The sequence below is a fragment of the Enterobacter sp. ECC_219_Taxon_10 genome, from assembly GCF_058354905.1.
The window spans coordinates 4,633,098-4,646,014 of the sequence record NZ_CM178005.1; the positions used below are offsets into that span (position 1 = coordinate 4,633,098).

General features: G+C 56.7%; 9 protein-coding genes. 4 read left to right on the top strand and 5 right to left on the bottom strand.

Features of this window, described 5'->3' with window-relative positions; genetic code table 11:
* Positions 1-3: 3 nt before the first annotated feature.
* The 3 genes from AC4ICF_RS22065 to AC4ICF_RS22075 all read left to right on the top strand — a co-directional run bounded on the left by AC4ICF_RS22065 (position 4) and on the right by AC4ICF_RS22075 (position 3,563).
* Positions 4-903 carry a LysR family transcriptional regulator gene (locus AC4ICF_RS22065; protein ID WP_151413439.1) on the top strand — a complete coding sequence of 300 codons (900 nt, stop codon included), beginning with the start codon at positions 4-6 and terminating at the stop codon, positions 901-903.
* A 51-nt stretch (positions 904-954) separates the two neighbouring features.
* Positions 955-1,980 (top strand): inner membrane protein YhjD, encoded by a 1,026-nt coding sequence (yhjD, locus tag AC4ICF_RS22070; RefSeq protein WP_116342847.1) that lies wholly within the window; start codon positions 955-957, stop codon positions 1,978-1,980.
* Between the two features lie 260 nt (positions 1,981-2,240).
* Positions 2,241-3,563: an MFS transporter gene (locus AC4ICF_RS22075; protein WP_116342850.1), complete on the top strand. Its 1,323-nt coding sequence runs from the start codon at positions 2,241-2,243 to the stop codon at positions 3,561-3,563.
* A 73-nt stretch (positions 3,564-3,636) separates the two neighbouring features.
* Here AC4ICF_RS22075 and AC4ICF_RS22080 read toward each other — a convergent pair whose 3' ends face one another.
* Complete coding sequence (locus AC4ICF_RS22080) at positions 3,637-5,679, bottom strand: AsmA family protein (RefSeq protein WP_316380208.1); 2,043 nt, start codon at positions 5,677-5,679, stop codon at positions 3,637-3,639.
* A 65-nt stretch (positions 5,680-5,744) separates the two neighbouring features.
* Positions 5,745-6,518 (bottom strand): cyclic-guanylate-specific phosphodiesterase, encoded by a 774-nt coding sequence (gene pdeH / locus AC4ICF_RS22085; protein ID WP_166712593.1) that lies wholly within the window; start codon positions 6,516-6,518, stop codon positions 5,745-5,747.
* A 229-nt stretch (positions 6,519-6,747) separates the two neighbouring features.
* Here pdeH and kdgK point away from each other — a divergent pair, with 229 nt between their 5' ends.
* Entirely contained in the window at positions 6,748-7,677 is a 930-nt protein-coding gene (gene kdgK / locus AC4ICF_RS22090) for a 2-dehydro-3-deoxygluconokinase (protein WP_316380207.1), read from the top strand.
* Between the two features lie 52 nt (positions 7,678-7,729).
* Here kdgK and AC4ICF_RS22095 read toward each other — a convergent pair whose 3' ends face one another.
* The 3 genes from AC4ICF_RS22095 to hmsP all read right to left on the bottom strand — a co-directional run bounded on the left by AC4ICF_RS22095 (position 7,730) and on the right by hmsP (position 12,902).
* Positions 7,730-9,223, bottom strand: coding sequence for a M16 family metallopeptidase (locus tag AC4ICF_RS22095; protein ID WP_116342858.1), 1,494 nt, complete (start codon positions 9,221-9,223; stop codon positions 7,730-7,732).
* Positions 9,224-9,449: 226 nt separating this feature from the next.
* Positions 9,450-10,736 carry a dicarboxylate/amino acid:cation symporter gene (locus AC4ICF_RS22100; RefSeq protein WP_028014754.1) on the bottom strand — a complete coding sequence of 429 codons (1,287 nt, stop codon included), beginning with the start codon at positions 10,734-10,736 and terminating at the stop codon, positions 9,450-9,452.
* Between the two features lie 159 nt (positions 10,737-10,895).
* Complete coding sequence (gene hmsP / locus AC4ICF_RS22105; protein ID WP_316380206.1) at positions 10,896-12,902, bottom strand: biofilm formation regulator HmsP; 2,007 nt, start codon at positions 12,900-12,902, stop codon at positions 10,896-10,898.
* Between the last annotated feature and the right edge of the window lie 15 nt (positions 12,903-12,917).

Here is a 12,917-nt window from a genome sequence, read left to right on the forward strand (position 1 = left end):
TCTATGGATAAAATTCACGCAATGCAGCTGTTTGTTCGCGTCGCGGAACTGGAGAGTTTTTCCCGCGCGGCAGAGACATTAACGCTTCCGAAAGGCAGCGTTTCCCGGCAAATCCAGGCTCTGGAAAACCGGCTTGGCACCCAGCTACTGCACCGCACCACGCGCCGCGTCAGCCTGACGCAGGACGGCATGGTCTATTACGAACGGGCAAAAGATCTGCTGGCGAACCTGGATGAACTCGACGGTATGTTTCAGCACGATCCCTCCAGCATCAGCGGAAGGCTCCGCGTGGATATGCCCGTCGGTGTTGCTCGAAATGTCGTCATCCCCAAACTGCCTGCTTTTTTACAGCAGTATCCGGGTATCGAACTGGAGCTCAGCAGCAGCGATCGCCTGGTGGATGTGATCCGCGAAGGGTTTGATTGCGTCGTCCGCGTGGGTTCCCTGAAGGACTCAGGGCTGATTGCCCGTCCGCTGGGCAAGCTGTCGGTGATCAACTGTGCCAGCCCGGATTATCTGGCGCGTTTTGGCTACCCCGACACGCTGGACGATTTAGGCTCGCACGCCGTGATTCATTACGCCGCGATGCTGGGAAGTCGCCCTCAGGGCTTTGAATTTTATAACGGCAGCACGACGCAGTGGATAAAAACAGGCGGGGTGCTAACCGTAAACAGCACGGAAACTTACCAGGCCGCCTGCCTTGCCGGGCTGGGGATCATTCAGGCCCCGCGCGTTGGGGTACGCGACCTGCTGCGCGCGAAGAAACTGATTGAGATCCTCCCGCAGTATCGCGCGGAACCGATGCCTGTCTCCCTGATTTACCCCCACCGGCGCAACCTCTCTCGCCGGGTTCATCTGTTTATGGAGTGGCTAACCGAACTCACAAAAGCTTACGTGGATTAGTCGCAAGCTATAATTCAGTAACATCCAGCCAAACGAAAAAGGAAAAGACGCGTGACGCCGGAAAATAACCCGCAACGACCCACCCAACATTTAGATTATGAACCCATCAAGAAGATGGAAACCGAGCCAGAAGAGGCTAAAGCCCCCGGTACCGCCAGCAAGGCGCTGGGCACCGTCACCAGCCTGGCGGAGAGAATTCAGCAGTTTCCCATGGTTGCGCATCTGATACGTGCGGCCGAACGTTTTAATGACCGCATGGGGAACCAGTTCGGTGCCGCGATCACCTATTTTTCGTTCCTGTCGATGATCCCCATCCTGATGGTGTCGTTTGCAGCGGCCGGTTTTGTGCTCGCGTCGCACCCGACGCTGCTGCAGGATATCTTCAATAAGATCCTGAATAACGTCAGTGATCCGACCCTCGCCACCACGCTGAAAAGCACGATTAACACCGCCGTTCAGCAGCGCACTACCGTCGGCATCGTCGGTTTGCTGATCGCCCTATATTCCGGCGTTAACTGGATGGGCAACCTCCGCGAGGCCATTCGCGCCCAGTCGCGCGACGTGTGGGAGCGCACGCCTCAGGATCAGGAGAAAATTTGGATTAAGTATTTCCGCGATTTTATTTCGCTGATTGGTCTGCTCGTCGCGCTGGTCGTGACGCTCTCGATCACCTCTGTTGCCGGTTCAGCACAGCAGATGATTATCTCTGCGCTCTATCTTGATTACATCGAATGGCTGAAGCCCGCCTGGCGCGGCATCGGGCTGGCGATTTCTATCTTCGCCAACTACCTGCTGTTCTTCTGGATTTTCTGGCGCTTGCCTCGCCATCGTCCGCGCAAGAAGGCGCTGCTCCGGGGCACGTTGATCGCGGCAATCGGCTTTGAGGTGATTAAGATCGTGATGACCTATACCCTCCCGTCGCTGGTGAAATCCCCCTCCGGCGCGGCGTTTGGCTCTGTGCTCGGACTGATGGCCTTCTTCTACTTCTTCGCCCGCCTGACCCTGTTCTGCGCGGCGTGGATTGCCACCGCCGAGTACAAAGGCGACACGCGGATGCCCGGAAAAACACACCGCTAACTCCGCTCTCGGGCTGATATTTCAGCCCGACTCATCATTTCAGCATATAAATCCAGTCCGTAACTTTTATTTAACTGAAAACCAGTTTTATCCACCAATATTTAAAAACTGTGAAGCATTTCATGGAAGCATTTTGGCTGGCCTGAACATTATCCGCTTTTTGTTGCTTTTATCACCAGAACGCGGCTTTGTTACAGATTGAAATGTCGCTTTTGCTGTGCGTAATATGGCCTTTCGTTCGACAAAAATAAGAAAATATTATGCAATCAACAGCCACAACACTCGACTCTGGTTCGGAACACGTCCCGGTAAACTCGCGCAATAAAGTTGTCGTCGCCTCGCTAATTGGCACTGCCATTGAGTTCTTCGACTTTTACATTTACGCCACCGCGGCGGTCATCGTTTTCCCGCATATTTTCTTCCCGCAGGGAGACCCGACGGCGGCAACGCTACAGTCTCTGGCGACCTTTGCTATCGCGTTTGTGGCGCGTCCGATTGGCTCTGCGCTGTTTGGACATTTTGGCGACCGCATTGGTCGTAAGGTCACCCTGGTGGCCTCGCTGCTGACGATGGGGATCTCCACCGTGGCGATTGGCCTGCTGCCGACCTACGAAACCATCGGCATTCTGGCGCCGGTGCTGCTGGCGCTGGCGCGCTTTGGTCAGGGTCTGGGGCTGGGCGGTGAATGGGGTGGCGCGGCGCTGCTGGCGACCGAGAACGCCCCGCCGCGTAAACGCGCGCTGTACGGTTCATTTCCGCAGCTTGGCGCGCCGATTGGCTTCTTCTTTGCCAACGGGACCTTCCTGCTGCTCTCCTGGCTGCTGACGGACGAACAGTTCATGAGCTGGGGCTGGCGTATTCCGTTTGTCTTCTCGGCGGTACTGGTGCTGATTGGCCTGTACGTCCGCGTTTCCCTGCATGAGACGCCGGTGTTTGCGAAAGTGGCTGCGGCGAAAAAACAGGTAAAAGTGCCGCTGGGTACCCTGCTGACCAAACACCTCCGCGTAACCGTGCTTGGCACGTTTATCATGCTGGCGACCTACACGCTGTTCTACATCATGACGGTGTACTCCATGACCTACAGCACCGCCGCCGCGCCGGTAGGGCTGGGCCTGCCGCGTAACGAAGTGCTGTGGATGCTGATGATGGCGGTGATTGGGTTTGGCGTGATGGTACCGATTGCCGGCCTGCTGGCGGATAAATTCGGCCGTCGTGCGAGTATGATTACGATCACCACGCTGATCATTCTGTTTGCTCTGTTCGTCTTCCCGCCGCTGTTGAGTTCAGGTAACCCGGCGCTGGTGATGGCGTACCTGCTGATTGGCCTGAGCCTGATGGGACTGACCTTCGGCCCGATGGGCGCGCTGCTGCCGGAGCTGTTCCCGACGGAAGTGCGTTATACCGGCGCGTCGTTCTCCTATAACGTCTCCTCCATTCTGGGCGCGTCCGTGGCGCCGTATATCGCCACCTGGCTGCAGGCAAATTATGGTCTGTTCTACGTGGGGGTGTATCTGGCGGCCATGGCGGCGCTGACGCTGATTGCCCTGCTGCTGACGCACGAGACTAAGCATCAGGCGCTGTAATTTATTGCGGCCTGATGCCCTCACCCCGCCCCTCTCCCACAGGGAGAGGGAGAAAGCAAAAACAGGCCGCACCTTACTTCTTCATCTGCGACAAAATCGTCCGGCACTGATTCGCTTCGCCTTCTGACGGCGAGATCAACGCCAGCAGCGCGGCGGCCGGGGTGACCAGCGTCGCGAGGGCTGCGGCCACCGCGCCACGCGCAATCAGCGGTCCGGGCTTGACGCCCGCCTGCGGATTTTTAAAGGTCCCGCGCACGTAAAGCGGCGAGCGCAGGGTAATAATACGAATCCCCTTACTTTCCGGGTCAATGGTCAAATCCAGCTGCTCCGAGGCCATGCTGGCAGTACCGGTCACGTTAATCACCGCGTTTTCCGTGTCGAAGGCAAAAATCTGCGGACGCGCCACGCCGTTAACCAGATCCACATTCGCTGCTGCGCAGTTTACCCGCACCTCGTCATCGCCAAAGATTTGCCCGATGATAAAGTTACCGACGTTTAGCCCCAGGATCTCCATCAGGTTGCGGCTGACCAGCCCGTCGTTCATCAACAGTTTCAGGTTACCGTTGCCGCTGCCCAGCAGCGCCGCCACGGAATTCCCCACCCCGCGAATGTCCGCATCGCCGTTCATTTCACCGAGGGTTTTCTGCATCAGCTCCACGTTCGGCATCAGCTCTTTCAGCTTCAATCGACGCGCCTGGATCTCCGCCCGTCCCTGCATCGGCTTCTTATCGCCTTCCAGGTGAATGTTGGAGGAAATCGTCCCGCCCGCCATGCCAAACTTCAGCGGCTGCAGGCGCAGATCGGCATTTTTCAGGATGATATGCGTCGACAGATCGCTCAGCGGCAGCGTGCTGCCATGCTCAATTTTACGCCCTTTGAAGCGCACATCCGCATCCATCACGTCCCATTTGTCGGTTTCAAAGCGATCGTAAGGCAGCACTTTACCCGCAGGCTGAACGTCCTTTTTGACCTCTTTTGATTTGGTGCCTTTTCCGGAATCCACGCCAATCAGCGGGCCAAGATCGGCCAGACGAAGCTGGCGAGATTCGACATCCCCTTCCAGTTTCGGCCGTGGTTTTCCGGTGGTGTAGGTCAGCGTGCCGTGGATATCGCTGTCGCCGATGCGGCCGTTGAAATCCCGGTAGTCAAAAACGGACGATTTTTCGGTGTCGATTTTGGCAACCAGATGCCCGTCCGTTTCGAACGGCGGGGTATCCGGCAACAGTACGCCGGTCAGTTCATACAATTCACCCAGCGAGTCACCGGCAAACTTGAGCTGGAGGTCGACGCCCCCCATGTTCATCGGGTCGTTAACCGTGCCCACGAACGCCACGCGCGTGTTCCCCGAGCGGAAATCCGCCTGCACCGGGAACGGCGTGCCTTCGCTCCGGAGCGCCAGCATGCCGCCGATTTTCCCTTTCCCGGTCAGCGGCTGGCCGTTATAGCGCCCTTTTGCCGTCAGGCCGAAGACATAGTCACCCGCTTTGGCGCTATCGTCTTTCGCTTTGTTGCCCGTGACTTCGCTAAATGGCAGCGGTTTGCCCAGCGGATCGACCAGGATCTCCACGTCCGCCTTGCTGACCTTATCGTCGATGGCGATCCGCCCGCGATCGAAAAGAATATTGTCGAGACGGAATGACCATGATGAGGGTTGAGCATTTGGATCCTTTTCACCGTCGCTGGCAAGGTTAAATGTCCAGTTATTGTTTTTTTCAGAGAGGCGGATCAGGCGCGCATCGGGCTGCTGGAGCTTGATCCACGGCAGATAGACGGTTTTGGTCAGCAGCGCTAACGGTGCCAGCGTGGCCTCCACGCGCGGCAGATGGATCATGGTTACTTCGGGGATATCCGGCGGGTTGCCGAGAATGATGTCGTCGGCGTGGATGTGGGGCCAGGGGATCCAGCTTCGCCAGCCGGTCTCCTCTTTCTGACGCTCCCATACCACACCCAGATCGCCTCGGATGGCGAAGGGACGGTTCAGCTCAGCGGAGACTTTCTGGTTGATGGTCGGCTTAAGGCGGTTCCAGTCAAACGTCGCGATAATGACGACGACGATTGCGATCAACAACAAGAAAATCCCTGTAGTCCAGGAAATGACCCTGGTTGTTTTTGTCATTGTTATCCCCTTTCCTGATGACCTGTCCTGTAAAACTATAGTCCAGACAAAGGGAAGCGGGGTTATCAGAGGGTCGTTCTGACGCTTTCGAGGAGATCCATCGGCACGGGGCGAGAGAGGAAATAGCCTTGCGCCGCCGCTGCGGGAGAGTTTTGCACGTCACGCCACTCTTCCAGTGTTTCCACGCCTTCAACGATCACGCCCTGGCAATAGCGGTTCATCAGTTGCAATAACAGCGTAAACAGATTCCGTCCTTCCGGGGTCTGACGCAGCATGATAAACAGATCTCGGGCCACCTTGATGTAGTCATAACGCACTTCGCTGAGGGCCGAGAAGTTCGCCATACCGGTGCCAAAGTCATCCAGCCACAGCGGACCAAATTCACACATCGAAGCAAAAGAGGAATCCTGCGGCAGGCGAACATGCTCCACCAGCTCAAAGCGCAGCCACGGCAGAGTGGCGATCAGCTCCTGCAGTTTCGCATTCTGACGCAGCGCCAGCAGGGTCGGGCCGTCCACGTTAACCGAGGCGAGGATAGTATGCTGCTCGAAAAAGGCCTGTTTTGTCGCCAGCATACGGAGCTGCTCTTCCAGCACGTCCAGACGCTGGCGAACGGCAACTTCGGCAAAATAGCGATCCGGCGCGATACGCTGGGAAGGGTTTGACGGGTGCGTGACGACGGTCAAAACTTCAATTGCCATCAGTCGACCGTCCGTTCGGTAGATCGGCTGATACGTGTACGCACGCTCGCATTGCAGCCAGTAGCGATGCTCCTGCAAGTTCTCAATACTTGCCTCAGGCGTAGTGCTCAGCCGCTGGATAACCTGCTCTGACTTCATTTCAGATGTCCTGTTGTTGGGATGGCCTTTCTGGACTCGTCACTGGGTTATCGGCGCGATAATTGAGAACTTTATGTTCAATTCACCGTGAAAATGAAATTAAGATGACAGAAATTTGCCGGAACACGCGCTGGCTCAAATAAAATAATGGAACGTCGTTTTAATATAGTTGACCATCTAATTCACTCAGCGCACACTGCTGAAAATTCTTCTGTTCAGGTTCATGACTATGTCCAAAAAAATTGCCGTGATTGGCGAATGTATGATTGAGCTGTCCCAAAAAGGCGCGGAAGTCAGCCGCGGATTTGGTGGCGATACGTTAAACACGTCCGTTTACATTGCCCGTCAGGTTGCGCCTGAAGCACTCGCCGTGAACTACGTCACCGCTCTTGGTACGGACAGCTTCAGCCAGCAGATGCTGGAAGCCTGGCAGAGTGAACATGTTGAAACGTCGCTGATCCAGCGTATGGAAAACCGCCTGCCTGGGCTGTATTACATCGAAACCGACAGCACCGGCGAACGCACTTTTTATTACTGGCGTAACGAAGCCGCGGCCAAATTCTGGCTGGATAGCGATGCTGCCGCTGCCATCTGCGAAGAGCTGGCGACGTTTGACTATCTCTATCTGAGCGGGATCAGCCTGGCGATTTTAAGCCCGGCCAGCCGCGAAAAGCTTCTCTCGCTGCTGCGCGAATGCCGCGCCAACGGCGGGAAGGTGATTTTCGATAACAACTACCGCCCGCGCCTGTGGGCCAGCCGCGAAGAGACGCAGCAGGTTTATCAGCAGATGCTTCAGTGCACGGACATCGCCTTCCTGACGCTCGACGATGAAGACGCCCTGTGGGGTGAGAAGCCGGTCGATGACGTGATTGCCCGTACGCACGCAGCAGGCGTGAGCGAAGTGGTGATTAAGCGTGGTGCGGAGTCGTGCCTGGTCGCGATTGCGGGTGAAACGGTGGTTGAGGTCCCTGCGGTGAAGCTGCCCAAAGAGAAAGTGATTGATACCACCGCAGCGGGGGATTCCTTCAGCGCGGGTTACCTGGCGGTACGCCTGACGGGGGGAACGCCGGAAGCGGCGGCACAGCGTGGGCACCTGACGGCCAGCACCGTGATTCAGTATCGCGGGGCGATTATTCCGCGCGAGGCGATGCCTGTTTAGGCTCCCCTCACCCCGGCCCTCTCCCCATAGGGGAGAGGGTTAGGGTGAGGGGTTACTGCCCCTGCGGAATATCCGTCGCGTCCTGGTGGAGATCATCAGCCGTGGCCGCCTGCGCCGGCTGCGGCGCGGTAGCCATAATGGAATCCCAGGTCTTCTGAAGTTCCTTCATGTCATATTCCGGCTCGCCCTTCGGCTGCAGAAGGATCAACGCCATATCCTGCGACAGCTGCTGACGTAAATCCTGATTCAACATATTCACGGTCAGACCGTTCAGGAAGTCCTGACGAAGCTTCTGGTACTGCTCAGGCGCAATGTCGACAACCTGGTTCTGCAGGGAGCGAATACGCTGGCTAATCAGAATGTCAGTATCGGCACGAGCGTAGGTGGCAAACAGCTTCTGCAGCTCCAGTTTTTTCTGGGCAACCAGCGCGTTGAACTCCTCTTCAGAGAGCCCCTCTTTACGCACTTTTGCCAGCTCTTTCGCCACCACACCGAGATTGGCATTCAGCTTATCGCCCGGCGATTCAACGTTAATGGCACATTGCGCACGCTGGAACAGCACGCGGCAGTCAAAGCCAAGGCCAATGTTCTTCACGTTGTTTTTGCTGAGCGTCTGCTGAACGTGCCAGAACAGCGCTTCACGCGCCAGATCGGCACGCCAGTAGCGCAGCAGCGCTGCGGACTCGCGAATAGGCTGCCAGGCGTTATCCCACATCACGGAGAGTCGGTCCTGACGCACGGTGTCCGTCATAATGCTGACAGGCTCGGCGCGCAGCGGAGAGAGCGTCGGGACAGGGGCTGGCGTTTCGCGTTTGCCCTTCAGATCGCCAAACGCTTTGTTGATCTGCTCAACCACCGCGCGGCTATCCACATTGCCGACGACGATCAGCGTCATCGCGTCCGGGGTGTACCATTTCTGGTAGAACGATTTCACCTGCTCAACGTCCACCGGCTGCTTCAGCGGCTCCGCCGGGTCGTGCCCCAGCAGCGTTGAGCCTTTCAGACGGTAGCGCCACCAGCCCTCTTTGGTATCCGCAGGCCAGGTCGCCACCATGTCGCCGTTGCTCAACGCATAGTTCACGGTGTCCGGCGTAATCGCCAGGTTGCCAGAGGCATCAGAGAGATACGTAAGGGCTTCTTTAAGCAGGTCGTTACGGTTATTTGGCAGGCTCAGGTTAAACATGGTGTAGTCATAGGAGACCACGGCCGGAGGAAGGGGGCGTTTCGGATCGATGGCCTGTTGCCACAGCGAACGCACCTGAACCGCTTGCAGGCTGCCGCTCTGCGTGAGCGCCAGACGGGGAATAAAATGGCTAAAACCGGTTTGCTGAGTGCTTTCCGTAAGGGAGCCGGTATTAACGGACAGACGGATTTCAATACGATCGCTGGGCCGCTGCGGGGTGGATAACACCTGCCACTGAAAACCGTTCGCTAACGTGCCTTGTTGCCAGGCCGGGTCTGGCTGGAGCGCATCTGCCTGCACATAACTGGCTGCTGCCATCATCAGCAAACCGCCGGTTAAGAGTCGAATTTTTGTGCCCTGCATGTGAACCCCTGATCAACATTCCTGGTTAAAAAGAGTGTCTCGCGACGCGCTGCACTCTAAAAGATGACGATGAAAACACGTCGATTAGACCGCGCGTTCGGCAAAACGTCACGGTCCGAAGTGAAATATACCCAAAAAAAATCTTGTCGAATTATGACAGGTATGAACAGTTATTATGCGCAGGAGCCCGCATCCCGACAAGGGAATGCGGGCAATTGTGACAAGATTAGGAGGTTAAACCAGGATTTTTGCTATCAGACGCGCGATTATTCAGCGTGTCGTTAAGCTTCTTGTGATCCAGCTCTTTCACCCATTTCGCGACCACCACCGTTGCCACGCCGTTACCCACCAGGTTGGTAAGGGCACGCGCCTCAGACATAAAGCGGTCAATACCAAGAATCAGCGCCAGACCCGCCACCGGCAGATGCCCCACCGCGGAAATGGTGGCCGCCAGCACGATAAAGCCACTACCCGTAACGCCCGCAGCCCCTTTAGACGACAGCAGGAGCACCACCAGCAGGGTAATCTGATGGAAAATATCCATATGGCTGTTGGTCGCCTGGGCGATAAACACGGCCGCCATCGTCAGGTATATCGAGGTACCGTCAAGGTTGAAGGAGTACCCCGTCGGGATCACCAGGCCGACCACCGATTTACGGCACCCGAGCTTTTCCATCTTATCGAGCATACGCGGCAGCGCCGATTCTGAAGAGGAGGTTCCCAGAACAATCAGCAGCTCTTCGCGGATGTAGCGAATGAATTTGAAAATGCTGAAACCAGTAGCACGAGCGATGGAGCCCAGCACCACCACCACGAAAAGAATACAGGTGATGTAGAAGCAGATAATCAGCTGACCCAGCTGCACCAGCGTGCCGACGCCATACTTACCGATGGTGAAGGCCATCGCACCGAAGGCACCAATCGGCGCCAGGCGCATGATCATATTGATAATGCCAAAGATGACCTGCGAGAAGCTTTCAATCACGTTGAAGATAAGCTGGCCTTTGCTGCCCAGACGGTGCAGGGCGAAGCCAAACATCACGGCAAACAGCAGCACCTGCAGAATGTTTCCGCTGGCGAAGGCGCCGATGACGCTGCCTGGGATAACGTCCAGCAGGAAGGCCACCACGCCCTGATCCTTCGCCTGTTCGGCATAGACCGCGACGGCTTTGGCATCCAGCGTAGAGGGATCAACGTTCATACCCGCACCAGGCTGCACCACGTTGACGATGACCAGACCAATAATCAGCGCAAGGGTACTGACCACTTCAAAATAGAGAAGCGCCACTGCACCGGTACGGCCAACCGCCTTCATGCTTTCCATGCCAGCGATGCCCGTTACCACCGTACAGAAGATCACCGGGGCGATGACCATTTTAATGAGCTTAACGAACGCGTCGCCAAGCGGTTTCATTTGCGCGCCCAGTTCAGGGTAATAGTGCCCCAGCAGAATACCGATGGCGATGGCTGTCAGGACCTGGAAATAAAGACTTTTGAAGAGTGAGGTTTTCATAGGGTGTCCTTGGGAAGAAAAACCACAGGCTTTGTAAGGTTATGGTTAACCTGCGGCTCTAAAATAACACCCGTATAACAGGACAGAAATAAACTCAGTTCAAATTTGAAACACAAATGTTAAGAACTTTGAACTGGCTCGCACAAGCCAGCAACAAAATTACACTTTTGCGCTATGGTCGGCGCCGGAAAGGTATCGCTGTTCGAAGACATCCGGCGGCACCGCGGGGGCAAAAAGGTAGCCCTGGCCGCTCTCGACGCCCGCCTCTGCAAGCCAGGCGCGTTGCGCTTCGGTTTCAATCCCCTCGGCAATAAGATGCAGGTTGAGACTGCGCGCCATCTGCACGATGGCCTGCACCATGCTGCTGTCCTCCGGCAGCCCGTCGACAAACGATTTATCGATTTTGAGCACGTCCACCGGCAGGGTTTTCATGTGCTGAAGCTGACGCAGCCCGGCGTATCCCATACCAAAATCGTCCAGCGCGATGCGAATGCCGGCATTGCGCAGCGGCTTCAGGATGGCAACCGCGTCGTTAGGATCGTCAATGCGTCGGCTCTCCGTCACTTCCAGCGTCAGCGTATCGGGCTTGATCCGGTAACGATGGATCAGCTCCAGCATCTCGGAGACCATCGTCGGATGCATAAGCTGCAGCGCTGACAGATTGACCGACAGCGGCAGCGTAACGCCGCGCTCCTGCCAGGCGGCAAGCTGGCGGCAGGACTCCTCCAGCACCCAATAGCCAACGGTGACCATCAGACCACATGATTCGATGCGCTCAATCAGCCCTTCCGGCAGCTCCCATGAGCCATCCGGCTGCTGCATGCGGAGCAGCGCCTCGGCACTTTTCACTTCACCCGTCTGTAAATTCACCTGCGGCTGCAGCCAGAGGGCAAACTGACGGTTATCAAGCGCGGTCAGGATGTCGCTCTCTTCCGTCAGGCGCTGCTGCGCTTTTTCCATCTGCTCCGGGTCGAAGAACTGGATCTGATTTTTCCCTTTACGCCGGGCGGTAAACGCCGCGGAGAACGCGCGGCGGTACAGCTGCTCCGCCGTTAAATCACCGTAGTACATGGCGATACCGATGCTGGCGCTCGGACGAAGCTGGATACCCTGAACGGGCAGCCGCTCATTTATGACAGTGAGTACTTGCTGACCTAATGTAATGGCGTGCCACGGCTCTTTCACGCCGTTGGCAATCACCACCAGGTCGTAACCGCTGACCTGGGTCAGCACCATACGAGGGGCAAGGACGGACTTCACCTTTTCCACCAGCGTCAGCAAGAGCATTTCACGCTGGCTCTCCTTTAGCACGCCGGCCGTATCCTGCAGGGTTTCACAGGCGATCACCATCAGCGCCGTGGTTTGCTGCCGCGCAACGGTCTGCTCCAGCATCGCCATCAGAAACGCTTTGTTGGGAAGCTCCGACACCGGGAAGCGCGTAGCGCTGTTGTTTAACTCATCCTGCTGGCGCTGGATGCGCTGCTGGTTGAGGTTGTAGCTGCGCACCAGCATCCCGATCTCATCGTCATGATGCAGGCGCGGCAGCTCAAGCTGGTGCCCCAGCTGATCCTGCGGCGCAAGCGAATTCAGCTCGCGGGCGATACGGCGCAGCGGGTGAACAATCAGCCGGTTAATGCACCAGGTCAGCGCCACGCTGAGGATAAGGGTCATAAGTAAGCAAGTGGTCACTAACGTAACCACCCAGCTCATGACGAATTTATACATCCGGTACGAGTCCGCCTGCAGAACCAGGTAGGCCAGCGGCTGCGGATTGGCAGGGCGCTCAAGCGAATAGACAGGCAGAGAAATTTGCACCGGCAGCTCAAACAGGCGCATCACCATCATCGGGACGGGACGCTCCGGGATAAAGCTCATCCGCAGCGCCTGGAACTGGTTGGGCAAGACGACATCGGCGCGGCTAACGACGCCGGCAGGCTGAATGCGTTTTAAGATGGTTTCCGCTTCGGGAATATCTCCTTTCAGGATCGAGGCGGAGAGCGGGCCGCGCACCGAGCGGGCGATACTTTCTAACTGCGAAGCCGTGTTATAGCGATTCTGCTGTACGGAATGAAACAGCAAAATTACGCAGAAGAGCAGTACAAACAGCATAGTGACGGCAGAGACCATCGCCATCTGTTTGATCGTTAAGGAACGGCTGACACGCAAAATGACTCTCCACAA